The sequence below is a fragment of the Enterobacter sp. CPE_E863 genome (assembly GCF_046521465.1).
In the GTDB taxonomy this organism is placed as follows: domain Bacteria; phylum Pseudomonadota; class Gammaproteobacteria; order Enterobacterales; family Enterobacteriaceae; genus Enterobacter; species Enterobacter adelaidei.
Genome location: NZ_JBKFZX010000001.1, coordinates 1,340,020 through 1,360,318, shown reverse-complemented (window position 1 = coordinate 1,360,318; position 20,299 = coordinate 1,340,020). Strand labels below are relative to the sequence as shown.

At 54.3% G+C, this 20,299-nt stretch carries 14 protein-coding genes; 7 read left to right on the top strand and 7 right to left on the bottom strand.

Features of this window, described 5'->3' with window-relative positions:
• Window positions 1-4: 4 nt before the first annotated feature.
• Together ssuC and ssuB are read left to right on the top strand one after the other, a co-directional pair.
• The gene (gene ssuC / locus ACLHV8_RS06510) at window positions 5-796 is read left to right on the top strand and encodes an aliphatic sulfonate ABC transporter permease SsuC (RefSeq protein WP_208594464.1); all 792 of its coding nucleotides are present in this window, start codon (window positions 5-7) and stop codon (window positions 794-796) included.
• A complete protein-coding gene (gene ssuB, locus ACLHV8_RS06505; protein WP_049006668.1) occupies window positions 793-1,563 on the top strand; it encodes an aliphatic sulfonates ABC transporter ATP-binding protein in 771 nt (256 codons plus the stop codon). Before ssuC ends, ssuB begins: the two co-directional genes overlap by 4 nt.
• 49 nt (window positions 1,564-1,612) lie before the next feature.
• On the opposite strand, the gene pepN is transcribed toward ssuB, so the two are convergent.
• Window positions 1,613-4,225 (bottom strand): aminopeptidase N, encoded by a 2,613-nt coding sequence (pepN, locus tag ACLHV8_RS06500; protein WP_208594463.1) that lies wholly within the window; start codon window positions 4,223-4,225, stop codon window positions 1,613-1,615.
• Window positions 4,226-4,479: 254 nt separating this feature from the next.
• Between pepN and pncB the strand changes: the two genes are divergently transcribed.
• The 5 genes from pncB (at window position 4,480) to aspC (ending at window position 10,393) form a co-directional block, all read left to right on the top strand.
• Window positions 4,480-5,682, top strand: coding sequence for a nicotinate phosphoribosyltransferase (gene pncB / locus ACLHV8_RS06495; protein WP_208594462.1), 1,203 nt, complete (start codon window positions 4,480-4,482; stop codon window positions 5,680-5,682).
• Window positions 5,683-5,848: 166 nt separating this feature from the next.
• Window positions 5,849-7,249, top strand: coding sequence for an asparagine--tRNA ligase (gene asnS, locus ACLHV8_RS06490; RefSeq protein WP_049005482.1), 1,401 nt, complete (start codon window positions 5,849-5,851; stop codon window positions 7,247-7,249).
• A 606-nt stretch (window positions 7,250-7,855) separates the two neighbouring features.
• Complete coding sequence (locus ACLHV8_RS06485; protein WP_410376832.1) at window positions 7,856-8,698, top strand: porin; 843 nt, start codon at window positions 7,856-7,858, stop codon at window positions 8,696-8,698.
• Entirely contained in the window at window positions 8,590-9,018 is a 429-nt protein-coding gene (locus ACLHV8_RS06480; protein WP_410376831.1) for a porin, read from the top strand. The genes ACLHV8_RS06485 and ACLHV8_RS06480 overlap by 109 nt, the downstream gene beginning before the upstream one ends.
• Window positions 9,019-9,202: 184 nt before the next feature.
• Window positions 9,203-10,393, top strand: coding sequence for an aspartate transaminase (gene aspC, locus ACLHV8_RS06475; RefSeq protein ID WP_008499949.1), 1,191 nt, complete (start codon window positions 9,203-9,205; stop codon window positions 10,391-10,393).
• Window positions 10,394-10,441: 48 nt separating this feature from the next.
• Here the strand turns inward: aspC and ACLHV8_RS06470 are convergent, their stop codons facing one another.
• The 6 genes from ACLHV8_RS06470 to mukF form a co-directional block, all read right to left on the bottom strand.
• A complete protein-coding gene (locus ACLHV8_RS06470; RefSeq protein ID WP_025755996.1) occupies window positions 10,442-11,089 on the bottom strand; it encodes an MBL fold metallo-hydrolase in 648 nt (215 codons plus the stop codon).
• A 20-nt stretch (window positions 11,090-11,109) separates the two neighbouring features.
• The gene (locus ACLHV8_RS06465) at window positions 11,110-11,661 is read right to left on the bottom strand and encodes a YcbK family protein (RefSeq protein WP_168112384.1); all 552 of its coding nucleotides are present in this window, start codon (window positions 11,659-11,661) and stop codon (window positions 11,110-11,112) included.
• Between the two features lie 175 nt (window positions 11,662-11,836).
• Entirely contained in the window at window positions 11,837-13,660 is a 1,824-nt protein-coding gene (gene ldtD, locus ACLHV8_RS06460; RefSeq protein ID WP_208594461.1) for a L,D-transpeptidase, read from the bottom strand.
• A 178-nt stretch (window positions 13,661-13,838) separates the two neighbouring features.
• Window positions 13,839-18,290 (bottom strand): chromosome partition protein MukB, encoded by a 4,452-nt coding sequence (gene mukB, locus ACLHV8_RS06455; RefSeq protein WP_028019235.1) that lies wholly within the window; start codon window positions 18,288-18,290, stop codon window positions 13,839-13,841.
• The gene (mukE, locus tag ACLHV8_RS06450; RefSeq protein WP_008499954.1) at window positions 18,290-18,994 is read right to left on the bottom strand and encodes a chromosome partition protein MukE; all 705 of its coding nucleotides are present in this window, start codon (window positions 18,992-18,994) and stop codon (window positions 18,290-18,292) included. The genes mukB and mukE overlap by 1 nt, the downstream gene beginning before the upstream one ends.
• The gene (gene mukF / locus ACLHV8_RS06445) at window positions 18,975-20,297 is read right to left on the bottom strand and encodes a chromosome partition protein MukF (protein WP_208594460.1); all 1,323 of its coding nucleotides are present in this window, start codon (window positions 20,295-20,297) and stop codon (window positions 18,975-18,977) included. The genes mukE and mukF overlap by 20 nt, the downstream gene beginning before the upstream one ends.
• Window positions 20,298-20,299 lie beyond the last annotated feature (2 nt).

Below are 20,299 nucleotides of genomic sequence, written 5' to 3'. Positions count from 1 at the left end.
GACCATGTCTGCCATCTCACAAAAATGGCTCCTGCGCGCCGCGCCGTGGTTTTTGCCCGTCGGTATCGTGGCCGTCTGGCAGCTCGCGTCGTCCACCGGCTGGCTGTCGAGCCGCATTCTGCCCGCACCTATGGGCGTTATCGAAGCGTTCTGGTCGCTGAGCGTCAGCGGAGAGCTGTGGCAACATCTGGCGATCAGCTCCTGGCGCGCCGTGATTGGGTTTTCCATCGGCGGCAGCATCGGCCTGATTCTGGGTTTGATCAGCGGTCTTTCACGCTGGGGCGAGCGGCTGCTGGATACCTCCATTCAGATGCTGCGCAACGTGCCGCATCTGGCGCTGATCCCGCTGGTGATTTTGTGGTTTGGTATTGATGAGAGCGCCAAAATATTTCTCGTCGCGCTGGGCACCCTGTTCCCGATTTACATCAATACCTGGCACGGGATCCGTAACATCGATCGCGGTCTGGTCGAGATGGCGCGCAGCTATGGTTTATCGGGTTTCGCCCTCTTTACCCACGTGATTCTGCCTGGCGCTTTGCCCTCCATTATGGTGGGGGTGCGTTTTGCGCTCGGCTTGATGTGGCTAACGCTGATTGTGGCAGAGACCATTTCGGCCAACTCCGGCATTGGCTATCTGGCGATGAACGCTCGCGAATTCCTGCAAACGGACGTGGTGGTAGTCGCGATCATCCTTTATGCCCTGCTCGGCAAACTCGCCGACGTCAGCGCCCAGTGTCTGGAACGCAGCTGGCTGCGCTGGAACCCGGCCTATACCCTTCAGGAGTCGAAAGCATGAATACAGCACGACTGAACCAGGGGACGCCGTTACTGCTGAACGGCGTGACCAAACGCTACGGCGAAAACACCATTCTGAATGCGCTGGATCTGCACATTCCTGCCGGACAATTCGTAGCCGTTGTCGGGCGCAGCGGCGGCGGTAAGAGCACGCTGTTGCGCCTGTTAGCCGGACTGGAGGCCCCCAACGATGGAGAAATTCTTGCTGGTACAACGCCGCTGGCGAATATTCAGAACGATACCCGCATGATGTTTCAGGATGCACGCCTGCTCCCCTGGAAAACGGTAATTGATAACGTCGGGCTGGGGCTTAAAGGCAACTGGCGAGATGAGGCCCGCCAGGCACTTGCCGCCGTAGGGCTGGAAAATCGTGCGGATGAATGGCCTGCGGCGCTGTCAGGTGGGCAGAAGCAGCGCGTAGCGCTGGCGCGGGCGTTAATCCATCGTCCGGGCCTGTTGTTGCTTGATGAGCCACTCGGCGCACTCGACGCCCTGACGCGGATCGAAATGCAGGATTTGATTGGAGCCCTGTGGCAGAAGCACTGCTTTACGGTGCTGCTGGTGACGCATGACGTGTCTGAAGCGGTAGCGATGGCCGATCGCGTGCTGTTAATAGAAGAAGGGAAAATGGGTCTGGATCTGACGGTGGATATTGCGCGCCCTCGTCGCGTAGGTTCGGCAAGACTGGCGGAGCTGGAGGCAGAAGTGCTGGATCGGGTGATGAAGCGCGGGGGCACGGAGTTACAGCGAGCTAAGGCTAATGCCTGATGCCCTCACCCTGACCCTCTCCCGCAGGGAGAGGGAGGGTTATCTTTTATTACGCTAACGCTTTAGCAATCTTCTCGTACAGATCGCCAGACAGGTTTTCCAGTCCTTTCAGCTGCTCAAGCGCGGCACGCATTTTCGCCTGGCGCTTAGCATCGTAGCGCTTCAGACGGATAAGCGGCTCGATCAGACGTGATGCCACCTGCGGGTTACGGCTGTTCAGCTCGGTCAGCATTTCAACCATGAACTCATAACCGCTGCCGTCTTCGGCGTGGAACGCGGCCGGGTTGCTGCTGGCAAACGCGCCAATCAGGGAACGTACGCGGTTCGGGTTGCTCATGGTAAACGAACGGTGCTTCAGCAGGCTGCGTACTTTGCTGAGCGCGTCTTGCGCCGGGCTGGTCGCCTGCAGGATGAACCATTTGTCCATCACCAGGCCATCCTGATGCCACTTGTCGTCATACTCCTGCATCAGCGCATCACGGCACGGCAGTTCGGCGGCGACGCTTGCAGCCAGGGCAGCCAGCGCGTCAGTCATGTTATCCGCTTCATGATACTGCTTGCTTACCAGCGTGTTCGCCAACTCAGCCTCACCAAACGCCAGATAGCGCAGGCAGGTATTACGCAGAGAACGCTTACCGATGTCCGCGTGCTCTACGCGATAAGTATCAAGTTTATTGGCGTTATAAATCGCCAGGAACTCATCGGCCAGTTCTGCAGCCAGCGTACGGGTCAACGCTTCACGCACCGCGACGATGGCAATTGGGTCGATGATGTCAAACAACTCGGCGATTTCAGTCACTGACGGCAGGGTCAGAATTTCAGCCGCCAGCGCCGGGTCAATCTTCTCATCCAGCAGGACCGCGCGGAACGCGTCAGCCACATGGGCAGGCAGCGACAGCGGCTGGCCCTGCTGATGACGGTTTACGTTGAGCTTAATGTAGGTCGCCAGCAGACTTTGCGCGGCATCCCAACGGGAGAAGTCGTTGCGCGCGTGACGCATCAGGAACGTCAACTGCTGATCGCTCCATTTATACTCCAGTTTCACTGGTGCAGAGAACTCACACAGCAGCGCAGGGACCGGCTGGAAGTAAACGTTGTCGAAGATGAAGGTCTGCTCTGCCTGGGTCACATTCAGCACGTGGTGTACCGGGTGGCCGCCCTTCTGGAGAGGAATGACTTTGCCTTCGTTATCATACAGTTCAATGCTGAACGGAATGTGAAGCGGATGTTTCTCTTCCTGCTCCGCTGTCGGCGGCGTGCGCTGGCTGATGGTCAGGGTGTACTGCTCGGTTTCCGGGTTGTAATCGTCTTTGACGGTGACAATCGGCGTACCGGCCTGGCTGTACCAGAGGCGGAAGTGAGAGAGATCCACATTGGAAGCATCTTCCATCGCCTGCACAAAATCGTCGCAAGTGGCCGCGCTGCCGTCATGACGCTCGAAGTAGAGCTGCATGCCTTTCTGGAAGTTCTCTTCACCCAGCAGAGTGTGGATCATGCGGATAATTTCAGAACCTTTTTCATACACCGTCAGGGTGTAGAAGTTGTTCATCTCAATGACTTTATCCGGGCGGATCGGGTGCGCCATTGGGCTGGCATCTTCCGCAAACTGCAGGCCGCGCATCGTACGCACGTTGTTGATGCGGTTAACCGCACGAGAACCCAGATCGGAGCTTAACTCCTGGTCACGGAAGACGGTCAGTCCCTCTTTCAGACTCAACTGGAACCAGTCGCGGCAGGTGACGCGGTTACCCGTCCAGTTGTGGAAATATTCGTGACCGATAACGCGTTCAATATCGAGATAATCTTTATCGGTAGCGGTATCGGTGCGCGCCAGCACGTATTTGGAGTTAAAGATGTTAAGACCCTTATTCTCCATCGCGCCCATGTTGAAGAAATCGACAGCCACGATCATATAGATGTCGAGATCATATTCGAGACCAAAGCGCTCTTCGTCCCACTTCATGGAGTTGATAAGCGACGTCATCGCCCACGGTGCACGGTCCAGGTTGCCACGGTCAACAAACAGCTCTAGTGCCACTTCGCGGCCGGAGCGTGTTTTAAAGGTATCACGCAACACGTCGAAATCACCCGCCACCAGCGCAAACAGATAGCATGGTTTCGGGAACGGATCCTGCCATTGCACCCAGTGACGGCCGTTCTCCAGTTCGCCTTCGCCCACACGGTTACCGTTGGAGAGCAGGAATGGGTAGAGCGTTTTATCGGCGATAATTTTCGTTGTGAAGCGTGCCAGCACATCCGGGCGATCGAGATACCAGGTGATGTGACGGAAACCTTCCGCTTCACACTGAGTGCACAGCGCCACACCAGACTGGTAAAGTCCTTCCAGCGCCGTGTTGGCGGCAGGGCTGATTTCATTCACGATGCGCAGCGTAAAGTGTTCCGGCAGGTTGTCGATCACCAGCTGGTTGTTTTCTTCTTTATAGTCAGACCAGGCTTCATCATTAATATGCAGGGAGACCAGCGTCAGGTCTTCACCATCAAGACGCAGTGGCACGGCAGTCGCACTGTGGCGCGTCACCTGGCTTACCGCCGTCACAACGGTTTTAGTGGCATCCAGGTCAAAAGTCAGATCGATATCGCTAATCAGGTATTCCGGCGCACGGTAGTCGTGGCGGTATTTGGCTTGTGGCTGTTGTGTCATAGAAAACCTTATGCATCGTTTGTCGAGTAACGTTTCAATATATTCCTGTTGTGTAAAACGCGCTACGCAGAATGTTCATCTTTTCAGGTACAAAACCCTTTTTTGCTACATTTATATAACACGGGGCACAAAATGCCCTCGACCATAAAACGCGCTTATGTTGTGATCGGGGTTCAATAAATCACTAAACAAGGTATACTCCGGAGTTGTTTATTGTACTAAACGCTCCTGTGAGAGGATGCTACTGCGCACCTATGACTCAATTCGTTTCTCCTGTTCTGCATACGTTGCTGGATACTGACGCGTATAAACTGCATATGCAGCAAGCCGTTTTCCACCATTACTATGACGTTCATGTCGCGGCCGAATTCCGCTGCCGTGGCGACGACTTGCTCGGTATCTACGCAGACGCTATTCGTGAACAGGTCGATGCTATGCAGCATCTGACGTTGCAGGACGATGAATATCAGTGGCTTTCAGGCCTGCCTTTCTTCAAAGCTGACTACCTGAACTGGCTGCGCGACTTCCGCTATAAGCCAGAGCAGGTCACTGTACTTAACGATAATGGTAAGCTGGATATTCGTCTCGAAGGCCCGTGGCGTGAAGTGATCATGTGGGAAGTGCCGCTTCTGGCGGTGATCAGTGAACTGGCCCACCGCAATCGCTCGCCGGAAACCGGTGTTGAACAGGCGGTCGCAGCGCTGGAAACCAAGCTCGCGGGCTTCACCACGCTGACGGAAGGGCTGGATATGTCCCGCTTCCGCCTGATGGACTTTGGCACCCGTCGCCGTTTCTCTCGCGACGTTCAGGAGGCCATCGTTAAGCGTCTGCAGCAGGAACCGTGGTTTGTGGGCACCAGCAACTACGATCTGGCCCGTCGCCTTAATCTCACGCCTATGGGCACCCAGGCACATGAATGGTTCCAGGCGCATCAGCAGATAAGCCCAGACCTGGCGAACAGCCAGCGCGCGGCGCTGGCCGCATGGCTAGAGGAGTACCCAAATCAACTGGGGATCGCCCTCACCGACTGTATTACGATGGATGCCTTCCTGCGCGATTTTGGTCCCGAGTTCGCTGAGCGTTACCAGGGGTTACGCCATGATTCCGGTGATCCGGTTGAATGGGGTGAGAAAGCCATTGCCCACTATGAAAAGCTGGGTATTGATCCAATGAGCAAGGTTCTGGTCTTCTCCGATAATCTTGACCTGCCGAAAGCGGTTGAGCTCTATCGCCAGTTCAACACCCGGGTTAACCTGAGCTTCGGGATTGGTACCCGTTTGACCTGTGACATCCCTCAGGTGAAACCACTGAACATCGTCATAAAATTGGTGGAATGTAACGGCAAGCCGGTGGCGAAGCTCTCCGATAGCCCGGGTAAAACCATCTGCCATGACAAAGCGTTTGTCCGCGCATTGCGCAAAGCGTTCGATCTCCCGCAGATTAAAAAAGCCAGCTAAACGCTTACGGGAGCCTTCATGGCTCCCGACTTCTTATTTATTTCTCAATTCTTCCCTTTTGACTGCGAAATTTACTTGTCTGATGGCAGATGGCAGGTAACATAGATATCCCCCCATAAGGGTGGACAAGTGTCTATTTTTTCCGACTATTAACAGAGAGAATATTATGAGCGTTGTGCCTGTAGCCGACGTACTCCAGGGCCGTGTCGCCGTTGACCAGGAAGTCACCGTGCGCGGATGGGTGCGTACCCGCCGAGATTCTAAAGCTGGCATCTCCTTCCTTGCCGTCTATGACGGTTCCTGCTTTGATCCTGTACAGGCCGTCATTAATAATTCTCTGCCCAATTACAATGATGACGTTCTGCATCTGACGACGGGTTGTTCCGTTATCGTTACCGGCGTGGTTGTGGCATCACCGGGCCAGGGCCAGAGTTTCGAAATTCAGGCTTCTGCCATTGAAGTCACCGGCTGGGTTGAAGATCCGGATACCTATCCGATGGCGGCTAAACGTCACAGCATTGAGTATCTGCGCGAAGTCGCTCACCTGCGCCCACGTACCAACCTGATTGGTGCAGTGGCGCGTGTGCGTCATACGCTGGCGCAGGCGCTGCATCGTTTCTTCGATGAGCAGGGTTATTTCTGGGTGTCTACCCCGCTGATTACTGCTTCTGACACAGAAGGTGCAGGTGAAATGTTCCGTGTTTCGACGCTGGACATGGAAAACCTGCCGCGTACGCCAGAAGGTAAAGTGGACTATGACAAAGACTTCTTCGGCAAAGAGGCTTTCCTGACCGTATCCGGTCAGCTCAACGGCGAAACCTACGCCTGCGCGCTGTCTAAAATCTACACCTTTGGCCCAACCTTCCGCGCCGAAAACTCCAACACCAGCCGTCACCTGGCAGAATTCTGGATGCTGGAGCCTGAAGTGGCGTTCGCCAACCTGGACGATGTTGCCGGCCTGGCGGAAGCGATGCTGAAGTATGTCTTCAAAGCGGTGCTGGAAGAGCGTCCTGACGACATGAAATTCTTCGCCGAGCGCGTAGACAGCGATGCTGTAGCGCGTCTGGAGCGTTTCGTTTCCGCTGACTTTGCACAGGTGGATTACACCGACGCGGTAGCAATCCTTGAGAAATGCGGCGAGAAGTTCGAGAACCCGGTTTACTGGGGCGTTGACCTGGCGTCTGAGCATGAACGCTATCTGGCCGAGAAACATTTCAAAGCACCGGTTGTCGTGAAAAACTACCCGAAAGACATTAAGGCCTTCTATATGCGCCTTAACGAAGACGGTAAAACCGTTGCAGCGATGGACGTACTGGCGCCGGGCATTGGTGAAATCATCGGCGGTTCTCAGCGTGAAGAGCGTCTCGACGTACTTGACGCACGCATGGAAGAGATGGGTCTCAATCCGGCTGACTACAGCTGGTACCGCGATCTGCGTCGTTACGGTACCGTACCGCACGCTGGTTTTGGTCTGGGCTTCGAGCGTCTGATTGCCTACGTGACCGGTGTTCAGAACGTACGTGACGTGATTCCTTTCCCACGTACTCCACGTAACGCCAGCTTCTAATCGATAAAAGACTAAAATGGCCAGCGAATGCTGGCCATTATTTTATTCTGCATTGTCAGTTTACGTCAGCGTAAAGTCAGCATTTTTAAACCATCACCCCGTCACAACCGCTACCTGTTACGTATTGTTTCCGTGAAATATCCAGCCACAAAAAACAAACTCCATTCTTATTGCGATTATTACATCCTCAAGCAATAGCACAAATTTCAACCATTTTTTTAGCCATCCGGATGTCTTTTTTGCATCATAAGAAAAAACAAGTCGTTTAGCCTCTGTTTATATGAATTGCCTTTATCCAAATTAATCATAAGGAATTCATATATATAGGATAAACACTGCCGCTTAATTCGCCAGGGAGTTCTGAAGTTTGAGATGGTTCACAAAGTTCCGAAAAATACATATTTAGTTACACATATTTTCTTTCGGTTACTTAATCTTGAGAATTGTAGCACTTTCAGGCTAGCGAAACGCTTCGGTGAATGGAAAGATGCCTGTCAGATACATAAAGACACCAAACTCTCATCAATAGTTCCGGAAATATTTATTGACAGAATTTATTGACGGCAGTGGCGAGTGTCATAAAAAAACCAATGAGGGTAATAAATAATGATGAAGCGCAATATTCTGGCAGTGGTTATCCCTGCTCTGCTGGTAGCTGGTGCAGCTAACGCTGCAGAAATCTACAACAAAAACGCTAACAAGCTGGACTTCTACGGTAAAGCTGTAGGTGAACACATCTGGACCACCAACGGTGACACCAGCAACGAAGATACCACCTACGCCCGTATCGGCTTCAAAGGTGAAACCCAGATCAACGATCAGATCACTGGTTACGGTCAGTGGGAATACAACATGGACGCGTCCAACGCAGAAGGTTCTCAGGGTACTAAAACCCGTCTGGCATTTGCTGGTCTGAACTTCGGTGACGCGGGCTCTCTGGACTACGGCCGTAACTATGGCGCTATCTATGACGCGGCAGCATATACCGATATGCTGGTTGAATGGGGTGGCGACTCTTGGGTTGCGACTGATAACTTCATGAACGGTCGTGCTTCTGGCCTGCTGACCTACCGTAACAAGAACTTCTTCGGTCTGGTTGATGGCCTGAGCTTCGCCCTTCAGTATCAGGGTAAAAACGAGCGCAGCAACGCTGTCGCTGCAACTTACACCGCCGATGGTCAGTTGATCAACGTGGGTCGTGGTGGTAACGGCGCTAAAGGTAACGGTGATGGCTTCAGCTCCTCTGTTCAGTACGAACTGGGCGAAGGCTTCGCACTGGCAGCGGGTTATGAAACTGCTGACCGCACCAACGAGCAGGTTGCTGCTGGCAACTCCGCTGATTGGGCAAGCGCCGGCGGCGATCTCGTGCAGAAGCATGGTCTACTGCAGCGAAATACGATGCGAACAACATCTACGCAGCAGTTCAGTATGCTGAAACCACTAACATGACTCGTGAAGCTGATAACAACTTCGCTAACAAAACCCAGAACATCGAAGCTGTTGTTCAGTACCAATTCGACTTCGGTCTGCGTCCATCCCTGGGCTACGTCCAGTCTAAAGGTAAGGACCTGAAAGCACGTGGAACCTTCAACGGTGGCGATGCTGACCTGGTGAAATACATCGAACTCGGTACCTGGTACTACTTCAACAAGAACATGAACGTGTACGCTGCGTACAAATTCAACCTGCTGAACGACAACGATTACTCTGAATCTGCCAAACTGGCAACAGACGATCAGGCAGCAGTTGGTATCGTTTACCAGTTCTAATCAGTACACCACTTTGTTATATGCTTAATGAACAGGGCTTCGGCCCTGTTTTTTTATGCCTGACAGAAAATAATGGCGACTTTTGAAAAGCCGCACGCTTTTCGTCGCAAACGGTTGGCATTTTGTAAATCTACCGTTAACCTGATAGCGGATTTCACTTCTGTAATCACAATGGAACTTCGTCATGTTTGAGAACATTACCGCCGCTCCTGCCGACCCTATTCTGGGCCTGGCCGATCTGTTTCGTGCCGACGACCGCCCTGGCAAAATCAACCTGGGTATTGGTGTATATAAAGATGAAACCGGCAAAACTCCGGTACTGACCAGCGTTAAGAAAGCTGAGCAGTATCTGCTGGAAAACGAAACCACCAAAAACTACCTCGGTATTGATGGTATCCCTGAATTTGGTCGCTGCACCCAGGAGCTGCTGTTCGGTAAAGGTAGCGCAATTGTGAGTGACAAACGTGCCCGTACAGCACAGACCCCTGGCGGTACCGGTGCGCTGCGCGTGGCGGCGGATTTCCTTGCGAAAAACACCTCTGTTAAGCGTGTCTGGGTAAGCAACCCAAGCTGGCCGAACCACAAGAGCGTCTTTAACTCTGCGGGTCTGGAAGTGCGTGAATACGCTTACTACGACGCAGCAAACCACTCTCTCGACTTTGACGGTCTGCTGGCGAGCCTGAGCGAAGCACAGGCAGGTGACGTGGTGCTGTTCCACGGTTGCTGCCATAACCCAACCGGTATCGATCCGACGCTTGAGCAGTGGGAACACCTGGCGAAGCTGTCCGTTGAAAAAGGCTGGCTACCGCTGTTTGACTTTGCCTACCAGGGCTTCGCCCGTGGTCTGGAAGAAGATGCAGAAGGCCTGCGCGCGTTCGCAGCCGTGCATCAGGAGCTGATTGTCGCAAGCTCTTATTCCAAGAACTTCGGTCTGTACAATGAGCGTGTGGGTGCTTGTACGCTGGTCGCGGCAAACGACGAGACCGTCGATCGTGCGTTCAGCCAGATGAAATCGGTTATTCGCGCGAACTACTCTAACCCACCAGCACACGGTGCGTCTGTTGTTGCCACTATCCTGAGCAACGATGCGCTGCGCGCCATCTGGGAACAAGAACTGAATGACATGCGTCAGCGTATTCAGCGCATGCGCCTGCTGTTTGTGAACACCCTGGCTGAGAAAGGCGCGGACCGCGACTTCAGCTTTATCATCAAACAGAACGGCATGTTCTCGTTCAGCGGCCTGACCAAAGAGCAGGTTCTGCGTCTGCGTGAAGAGTTTGGCGTGTACGCCGTGGCGTCTGGCCGCGTGAACGTTGCAGGCATGACGCCTGACAACATGGCGCCACTGTGCGAAGCGATTGTCGCCGTACTGTAATTTGCGCCCATAAAAAAGCCTGCGTTATGCAGGCTTTTTTTATTCTGGTTACCAGACAGGCATTTCATCCTGAAGGAACGGGTTATGGAGTCGTTCATAGCCCAGCGTTGACATCGGACCGTGTCCAGGGATAAACGTAACGTCATCACCCAGCGGCAATAACTTTTGTTTAATCGACTGAATCAGTTGCCCATGGTCACCACGCGGAAAATCGCTGCGTCCTACGCCACCTTTGAAAATCACATCGCCGGAAATCAGCAGACGAGACTGGTCATCAAAGAAGACGATATGGCCTGGCGTATGCCCAGGACAATGCAACACCTGTAAAGTCACATTCCCTACGTTAACGCGCTCTCCCTCGTTCAGCCAGCGATCGGGCGTCAGAGGTTGACACTCATCAAGGCCAAACATGCGACTTTGGGCTGGCAAACCCTGCAGCCAGAACTCATCTTCTTTTTCCGGACCGATCACCGGCACACCATAGTGCTGTGCCAGTTCCGCCGCTGCGCCGACATGGTCAAGGTGACCATGCGTCAGTAATATCTGCATCAGCGTCACACCGCTATCTGCAACTTCCTGTTTGATCTTCTCAGCGTCGCCGCCGGGATCGACAAGCGCGGCCAGTTTGGTTTGTTCACACCAGATTAATGAACAATTCTGGGAGAACGCCGTAACCGGAATAATACGATAGTTCATACTGCTCCTGTGTTTCGTTATTACCAGTGCCGAACCGGACCGGTATCAATATGTACAAAGTTGCTGCTGGGGTAATATCCTACACCACCTGCGCGCATAGATAACGCAGCTTTGCGAATATTGGCTAACGAAACGCCCTCAATATGGAAATCCATTGCCTGTCCCTTCGTGTGATAGCTTTTTTTGGCTACCCCGCGACTGTGGGCACGCAGTTCATTATTGGTATCAATAGAGCGATAACCAGAAATAAGCTGCACCGGCTTGCTGGTACCCAGCAGGCCCTGAAGGCGGAAAAGCTGATCAAACAGTCCTGGATCGATGGCTTTTATTTTATTCGCGCGGTAATCACGGAAAAAGTGGTTAAGTCTTGCTAATTCATCCTGAATATAGCCTCTGCCATCGAAGAATTCCGCTTTTAACGACTCACCGGTATGGAGATTGTTGAGCGTTAAAACTCGCGGACGAGGTGTCGAGAGGGTGGCAAATGCTGGCGTCGGCAAGATGGCCGCTGCGCCGAGCGCAACACCACCTAACGCCAGCAGTTTGCGGCGATTAGCGTCAAATTTGTCCATGATAATCAGGTCTACAGGTCAATGTTTATCGTAATATGCTTAGCGCACGAAGGGCACCTTAACTGGCAAAACAGGGTACGTCAAGGCGCCCAACCCCAGTGAATACGCGGCTTACAGCGATATTGCCCCTTATTCACCATAACTTACGACAATCATTTCTCCCGAACTACTTCATTTACCTGATTAATTGTTCAGCTTTTGGCAAAATTTGTGCGCCGGATCGCGCGGTGAGATCATAATTGTAAATATCTGTACGATACTGAGTACGCCCGTCTTCGCCAACAAACGCGGTCAGATAGTAAAGATTGACCGGAATATTGTGTCGAATATTAACGTACCGCGTATCCCCCTGTTTCAGGGCGTCAGAAATACGCGTATCGTTCCAGCCCGCATCCTGCAACAGCATATTGGCAAGCTCTGAGGCTTTGTTCACGCGCACACAGCCAGAACTCAGGGCGCGAGTATCTTTCTGGAACAGGTTGTGGTTCGGCGTATCGTGCAGATAGATAGCTTCTGAACTCGGCATATTGAATTTGTAGCGTCCCAACGAGTTATGCGCCCCTGGAGCCTGCTGGAAGCGGAACGGCAGATTTGAAGCCGTGATCGTCGACCAGTCGACCATATACGGATCGATGGCCTCTTTGCTGTTCCATCCCCGCATGACCGTATAGCCATGACGTTCCAGATAACCCGGATCGTTCCAGACTTTAGGCAGAATATCTTTGCGTGCCAGGGTCGGCGGTACGTTCCACGGTGGGTTAACCACCACGTTATTCAGCGCACTGCTCATCATCGGTGTTTTACGATCGGGACGTCCGACAATCACGCGCGACGCCAGTACTTCACTACCGTTCTGATAATAGACCAGCGAATACGCAGGAATGTTAACCATGATCCCGGTAGAGAGCGTTCCCGGCAGTAAGCGCAAACGCTGGATATTCAGCGCCAGCACCCCTGCCCGCTGCGCAGGTGATACGTTCAGCCAGTCACGCGTCGTCTGGCCGATGACGCCATCGGCCCCCAGCCCCTGAGCGGCCTGGAATTGTTTAACTGCCGCAACCAGTTCGCGATCGTAAACCGCCGGTTTGTCGCTCACGACCACCGCTTTCTTCTCTTTCACAGAAGCTGATGGACTGACCACGACGTTTTGCGGATCATCGCCGGGCAGTGCAATCTTTGGCCCACCGTCCAGAATACCGGAACGCTTTAAGATCTCACGCAGGGCAGGAACATCGCTGCTCCACTGCCCCGGACGCAGTGTCGCACTGCCACGCATTTGCGGCCACGGACGTGATTCGCCCACCAGTTCAAGAAGCGACTGGTGCAGGGTGGCATATTGCGGATGCGCTGGCGCAAGACTGGCTATAAAGCGGGGTAGATCGCCATTATCGAGGGCTAACTGCCACTGATTAATCACCGACAGCGCCGGCGTCGCCAGCTTATAAGGCTTATCACTGTACAACCAGCGGTTGCCATTGACCGGAATACCTGCCACAAACTGCAGGTAGCCCATCATTGCATCAGAAAGCACCACGTCCCGCGCTTGCCCGGTAACGGCAGGATCGGTTAACAGCTCAACCCACGCAGTAAACTGCGGCTGGAACCCGGCAATGGCCACTTCCGCAAGCTGTTGCTGAAAGGCGCGTACTGCGTCACGGTTGTCCCACATCGGTTTCATATCGCGGGCAGCATAGAGCAGCGTGAGCTGATTGATATAGATAGGTGTGTACCCTGAAGGCAGCCCAGCGTGTAGCTGCTGGCGGAGAGAGTCGACGTCAATGCCTTCGGGCAACGGCTTAATACCGGCCATAATAGCCGTTGCAGGTGACTGTTCCAGCGGTTGAGACAACGACGTTGGCTGTGCGCCTGTCGTTGCGGAGCTGTCAGTCGGCACAATTTCAGGCTCATCGGCCTGAGCGGTTAACAGCGGAGCAAACATCACTGCCAGGCATAAGCTGAGCGCAGACAGCTGACGACCACATTTTTTCTTTAGCAACATCCCTTGCCCCCTGTTTTCACGACATGCCCATCACGGTGGGGCTTTCTTCTATTATAGGTAGACGGCAAATCAGTTGCCTTACCTTATGTAAAGAAGTTTAAAGATAACGCAGCCCTAAGCACAAGTTAAGTTTAAAAAAAAAGCGGCGCCAATGCGCCGCTCCCGATCAGAAGACGCTTCAGGAAGCGTCCGCCGTGGTTTCCGGTAATGACTCTGGCGGCTGAGGGGCGAAGCCTCGCAGCCCAACAACGTGAACGTGTTCGCTGTTCTGGAACACCTTACGCACCAGCTTATAGGTGGTCCCTTTTTCAGGACTGATGTTTTCCGGTGCCGCAATGATGAGCTGCATATCAAGACGCTCGCAAAGCTCAAACAGCGTAGCAATAGAGCGGGCATCAAGGCGCGCCGCTTCATCCAGGAACAGCAGTCGACATGGGGAGATGTCTTTGCCGCGCAGGCGGCGTGCTTCATCTTCCCAGCTCTGTACCACCATCACCAGAATGGACATCCCGGTACCGATCGCTTCACCCGTAGAGAGCGCCCCCGATTCCGCACGCAGCCAGCCGTCGGAACCACGGTTAACCTCAACTTCCATTTCCAGATAGTTACGGTAATCCAGCAGCTCTTCACCGATGGTTTGCGGCGTGCGTTGTCCCATATCAATCTGCGGGTTCAGACGCTGATACAGCTTCGCCAGGGCTTCAGAGAAGGTCAGACGGTTGCTATTGAACAGATCCTGATGCTGTTCGTGCTGCTCTGAGAGCACTTCCAGCAGCGTCGAGTGGGCTTCACGCACATTGACGTTAAGACGCACGCTGTTTACCTGGCCAAACGACACGCTCTGCAGGCCCTGGTTCAACTGACGAATACGGTTCTGCTCACGCTGAATGGTTTTGCGGATGATATTCGCCACGCTGCGAGAGCTGATCGCCAGCTTCTGCTCACGTGAGGTCAGTTCTTCCGTCAGACGACCCAGCTCAATTTCCATCTGTTCGATGGCTTCGACCGGATCGTCGGTACGAATGATATCCTGACGAATACGTTCACGCAGGTGCTGATAAACGGCCACAAAGAACTGAATTTTACGCTCAGGACGTTTCGGATCCTCTGACATGCGCAGTACATCGCGCAGGTGCTCGTTGTCCGCGACCGCCAGACGCAGCGCACCCAACGCCTTATCCGACATAGAGCGCAGTTCATCGGCAGAGAGATACGCCAGCTCGCGACGGTGCAGACGTCGCTCAACGTTGTTGTCTTTCACCATCCGCATTACTGCGCACCAGCCCGCCTTCGCGGTCACGACCTGCTCGCGCATTTCATGGTAGTCACGTTCCAGTTTACGCAGGCGACGCGTCAGGTTATCCATTTCTGCTTCGCAGAAGGTCAGCGCTTTTTCCAGCTGATTGCGGCGTGCGCGGTTATTACTGAGCTGGGAATGCAGTTCGTCACGGCGTATACGCGCCCGCTCTTCTGCCCCGCTGTCGGCACGAACGCCGATGTCCTGAAGCTCTTTCTGCAGGTCGTTTAACAGCTCTTTCTTGGTGTCGAAGGAGCTTTTCAGCGAGGCCAGCACCTGGTTGTACTGGTTCAGCTGTGCCGAGTGGCTGCGCATCGCTTCGCGAGCACGCGTACGTTCCGCTTCAGCCTGCTCAAGACGCTGACGCAGCTTTTCATTCAGGTCGCTGTTGCCGCTCAGCATTTCAGCCGAGTCGGAGTAGCCGAAATGTGCACGACGCTGCACGACTTCCGTCAGGGCAAATGCCTGCTGACGCGCTTCGCGCTGCACCTGTTGCGACCAGGCATAGTCTTCTTTTAACTGCTCAAACTGTTCCGGGTCACTCTGCAGAACAGAGACAACCGACTCCAGCTTCGCCAGTTGATTACCATGCTGCTGAATGAAACGCGCAGCTTCCTGGGCTTCATCCAGACGTTCCTGGATCTCATCCACACGGTCGGCCAGGGTTTCATCCGCCAGCAGATTCAGGCGTGGCAAAATGCGGTTAAGAGCAGCAACGCCCTCTTTCGCTTGTTCGAACTGAACACGGCTCTGCTGGTTGTCATTTTCATGACTGGCAATGGCGCGTTCCAGTTCACCACGACGGGTATTGAGCTTACGGATTTCCGCTTCCGGGTCAGCATCAAACGCCACGCCCAGGTGGCTGCCGATAAAGCGGCTAAATGCCTGGTGCAGGCGCTGGGTTTTCTGCACGTCAAACGACAACGTCGCAAAACGTTCAGACAACGTTTCTCGCTCGGCGTGCAAACTTTCAATGCGGCTTTCACGTGCAGCGCGACCAAACAGAGGCAGCTCAGGGAAGCGGGAATAACGCCACTGACGGTCAGCGATTTTCACCACCACCGCTTTTTCCAGCTCGTCGACACTGAATACGCTGTCATCGAACGACTGCGGATCCCCTTCGATCAGGTAGAGATCTTCCGGGCAATCTTCCAGACCAGCAAGCTGCTCGGAAACCAGCGACAAATCCGGCACCACAATCGCGTTACGCGATGGGCCATAAAGTGCTGAGAAGTACGGGGCATCGTCCAGTCCGACATCGTCATAAATTTCGGACAACAGCACACCGCCGAAACGTTCAGCCAGGGTATTCAGACGCGGATCTTCCGCACCACCCGGCTGGCTTAAACGTTCAATCTCTTCATCAACGTCACGCTTACGCGCGCCCACTTCATCACGCTCAACAATGGCCTCGCGCTCGCGCTCCAGCAGTTGCTGCAGGTATTCGGTCACTTCCTGGCTGGATGTAAACTCTTCGCCGCACTGCTCGCTGAGCTGGTTCAGGCTGCTTTGCGCCGCCAGCCAGACAGGCGCACGCTGCAACAGAGTTTGAGAACGAGACTGAAGCTGCTCCATCTCCTGACGCAGGGTCATACGCTGTTCGCTGGCGCTGGAGACGGTGTCGGAGAGTGCGGCGATACGCGCTTCCAGCTCCTGATGCAGAGCCTCGAGATCGTCGATATCGTAATTTTTACCCTGACGCTTGCAGAACTCCGCCAGCAGACGCTCCGCTTCCTGTTGCTCGCGCAAGCGCTGTTCCAGCTCGTTCAGACGCATACGCAGTGGCTGCATCTGCTCGGCCAGATGTCGCTGGTTCACGCCGTCGCGCAGCAATTCGCGGGCGATGTCCCATGCTTCATTGCGCGCCAGCGGACCGTTAATCGCCACCACCAACTGATAAGCTTGTTCAAACTGGCTGTGTGCCGTTTGCGCGACGCTCATTTTCTGTTCGAGAGAGAGCAGCTTCTCGGTTGCTTCCTGCTCTTTAGCCTGGAAGGTATCCAGCCACTCATCAGCGCTTTCTGGTGTCAGATCAGGCAGGTGGCACAGCTCTTTTGCACGCTGTAACGCCTGCAATGCCTGGGTGTATTGAATTGCACGCGTCTGCTGCACATCCAGCGCCTGCTGATAATCAGCAAGCTGGCTTTTCAGCTCATCGACTTCCAGTTCGGCGGCTTCAGCGCGGGCTTCATTCTCTTCCTGCATGTCGGCAGCTTCAGCCACCACTTCATTCTGTTCTTCGAGACGAATTTGCAGCTCATCGAGGTCCGCTTCGTAGCGTTCGATTTTCTCCTGCTGGCGCAGTGCGGTCTGCACCAGATTCAGGTGATCGCTGGCGGCCTGGTAATCCGCTTCCAGATCGCCCTCAGCACCGGTGTGCTCGCCCAGCTCGCGCGCCATTTCGACGTGCTTGTACTGCTCGGCCACCAGCTGTTTACGGGAGGTAAACAGCTCGCGACGGTACTCTAATGCCTGATCGAGATGCACGCGGCGCTCGTTGGCGTGACGCATGTAGTCCGCAGCCACGTAGTTAGTAGCTTCGCTGATCAGGTGTTTAAACAGGTCGCGGTCAGACTGGGTAACGCGAATCGCTTCCAGCGTCATGCGGTTTTCACGCAGCGCGGCTTCCATATCCTGGAAGGCTTTACGCACGCCGCTGTTTTCCGGCAGCAGGTAGTCACGCAGGGAGCGGGTAATGGCGCTGGAGATACCGCCGTACAGCGACGCTTCGATCAGGCGATAGTATTTGCTACGGTCTGACGCCGTGCGCAGACGACGCGCCACCACGCCCAGATCGAACATCAGCGAGTGGTAGTCGGTAATCGAGTTGAACTGCTTGAACTGCACGCCTTCGATGGCTTCGAGCTTGTCTTTCAGCTCCTGCAGCGTCAGCACGCGCGCCTGGCGCTCGTTCAGGGTTTCCGTTAGCAGCGCCGTCGGCTGCATAGATGTTGGCAGCCCCTGGATCGCAAATGGTTTGATATCCACTTTACGGTCGCGACCCGCGACCTGCTGCAGACGTACGCCCACCACCACACGCTGATGACGGGAGTTAATGACGTCCAGCACCGAATAGCAGACGCCAGCCTTCAGCTTACCGTGCAGACCTTTATCACGGGAGCCGCTTGTTGCCCCCGCTTCGGTGGTGTTACGGAAGTGAAGCAGCGTCAGATCGGGAATCAGCGCCGTAACAAACGCCGCCATGGTGGTGGATTTACCCGCACCGTTACCGCCGGAGAGCGTCGTGACCAACTCATCCAGATCGAACGTTCGGGCGAAGAAGCCGTTCCAGTTAATCAGCGTTAGTGAGCGAAATTTACCGCGTTCAATCATTACTCTTCCTCCCCGCTATCCGGCAGATTCTCTTCATGCTCATCATTGAGCTGCAAATGGTTTTCCACCGGCATCGCTTCACCATCGCGGATCATGCGAAGCTGCGCCTCACGCGCGTCATCGCCCGCACGCACATCGGCGCCGAAGCGGAAGACAGATTCCGTGATGCGGAATTTGCTACTGTCGTGGCCCATAAACCAGACCATACCCAGACGACGCAGACGGTTCAGGGAAGAACGAACCTTTTCCTGTAATTTCTGACGATCGAGATCCGAACCCGTGGAGCGGTTGTTCACCAGCTTAAGCAGCTTGCTCTCATCTGCCAGCGTCAACAGCTCGTCGTAAAGTTCCTGCTGGGTGAAGATCCCTTCATTCGCCAGACGTTCCGGGCTGAGATAGAGATAGCAAAGAATTTTGCCGACCATCATATCCAGCTCGGAGAGCACGGAGCGCGGAATCAGCGTCGTGGAGCGTGGACGCAGGTAGAAAAACCCTTCCGGTGCGCGGATAAGCTCCACGTTATAGCGTGCATAAAACTCTTCCAGGTACTCCTGGAAGTCCATCAAAAAGGCGTGATTATCCAGCTCGTCTAAGCCAATGTGACGACCGGCACGCAGCTGGCTGTCCAGCGCCGGAAATAACGGATTCGCCAGCGCCTGTGCCAGCTTAACTGGCATCACTTGTTCAATATTTGTCAATGACATGCGCCTGTACCTTGGCTCCGTAATCGTTAATTGGCTGCCACTTCGGCGGCAGTCCGGTGAAATCTGCTTGTGCGACACCCAGGCGCACCGCCTGGTCTACCACAATGCGGGCAACATCGAAGTGGCGTGCACGAGGATATTGCGCCAGATAGTCGCGCACCACGAGACCAAGATCCAGCGGCACTTGTCTGGTTTTGTAGACAGCGAGCTGTTCTTCGATCATGGCCGCAAGTTGCTCACGAATTTCGTTGAATTCTTCGTATTCCAGATCCGGTGGCAGTTCACCGGTCACCTCTTCGTCACGCAGCGCCATCTCTTCGTCGCGCATATCCAGCAGACGATCGGCATTGGCGTAGGTCAGCGCCCACGGCGCATCGAAATAGGTTTGCACAGACTGACGCAGACGCTGGGCAAAGACGCGGTTTTTATCCATATCAATCGCGGTACGGATAAATTTATGCACATGGCGGTCGTAGCCGATCCACAGGTCGATCGACTGCTGTCCCCAGCTAATAATGCGATCGAGTTTACTCTGCAAATCAAAGACCAGACGGTCGACAAAATGCAGATCGTCATGTGCCATGGTCGCATCCTGAATGCGTAGCAGGTTGGCCTGGAGCTTATCCCCTGCGGCCTCCAGCGTATCCTGCAGTTCACGCAGCGTGCCGGAGGTTTCCGACAGCAACAGTTCGCAGCTGGAGATAGCCGCGCGCCAGTCTTTGTTCAGCAACTGCGCAATATCGTCTTTCACCTGCTGCTGCTGTTCGTCCATCAGACGCTGAGTCAGATCGATACTGTCGAAAATCTCCGCTACCGAGTATTTCAGCGGTGCGTAAACATTGCGGTGCCAGTGGAATTCGTCACCGTTTTCATCCGCCGCGTCGGCAGCACGCTTAAGTTCACCCGCAACAATCGAGAGCTGCATGGAAAGACGCAGCGTGGAAAATTCACGCTGGCGAATGTAGTAATCGGTGATGCCGATGCCCAGTGGCGTCAGGCGATAGATGGCGTTTCCTTCCGCCTGCTCGCTGGTAAAGCGGTTCAGCAGACGTTGACGCACCATATCGTTGATTGCGTTGTTGGCACGCACGCTAATGGTTTCGCTGGTTTGCTCAAACGCATCACTGACATGGCGGAACGCATCCACCAGTTCACCCTCGCTCACTTCACCATCCAGCCGTTCGCCGTTCAGCGTGGCAACCGCCAGCAGGAAAGAGAGTCTGTCTACCGGCAGCGAGATGGAGAAATCGTTTTTCCTGGCCCAGGCAACCAGTTCGGGGACTGTCTGGGAAAATTCACTCATAG

What these genes read in the sequence shown, in the direction of transcription:
- aspC (WP_008499949.1), top strand. Translation starts at nt 9,203, where the DNA reads ATGTTTGAGAACATTACCGCCGCTCCTGCCGACCCTATTCTGGGCCTG.
- mukE (WP_008499954.1), bottom strand. Translation starts at nt 18,994, where the DNA reads ATGTCATTGACAAATATTGAACAAGTGATGCCAGTTAAGCTGGCACAG.
- pepN (WP_208594463.1), bottom strand. Translation starts at nt 4,225, where the DNA reads ATGACACAACAGCCACAAGCCAAATACCGCCACGACTACCGTGCGCCG.
- pncB (WP_208594462.1), top strand. Translation starts at nt 4,480, where the DNA reads ATGACTCAATTCGTTTCTCCTGTTCTGCATACGTTGCTGGATACTGAC.
- ssuB (WP_049006668.1), top strand. Translation starts at nt 793, where the DNA reads ATGAATACAGCACGACTGAACCAGGGGACGCCGTTACTGCTGAACGGC.
- ssuC (WP_208594464.1), top strand. Translation starts at nt 5, where the DNA reads ATGTCTGCCATCTCACAAAAATGGCTCCTGCGCGCCGCGCCGTGGTTT.
- ldtD (WP_208594461.1), bottom strand. Translation starts at nt 13,660, where the DNA reads ATGTTGCTAAAGAAAAAATGTGGTCGTCAGCTGTCTGCGCTCAGCTTA.
- ACLHV8_RS06465 (WP_168112384.1), bottom strand. Translation starts at nt 11,661, where the DNA reads ATGGACAAATTTGACGCTAATCGCCGCAAACTGCTGGCGTTAGGTGGT.
- ACLHV8_RS06485 (WP_410376832.1), top strand. Translation starts at nt 7,856, where the DNA reads ATGATGAAGCGCAATATTCTGGCAGTGGTTATCCCTGCTCTGCTGGTA.
- asnS (WP_049005482.1), top strand. Translation starts at nt 5,849, where the DNA reads ATGAGCGTTGTGCCTGTAGCCGACGTACTCCAGGGCCGTGTCGCCGTT.
- mukB (WP_028019235.1), bottom strand. Translation starts at nt 18,290, where the DNA reads ATGATTGAACGCGGTAAATTTCGCTCACTAACGCTGATTAACTGGAAC.
- mukF (WP_208594460.1), bottom strand. Translation starts at nt 20,297, where the DNA reads ATGAGTGAATTTTCCCAGACAGTCCCCGAACTGGTTGCCTGGGCCAGG.
- ACLHV8_RS06470 (WP_025755996.1), bottom strand. Translation starts at nt 11,089, where the DNA reads ATGAACTATCGTATTATTCCGGTTACGGCGTTCTCCCAGAATTGTTCA.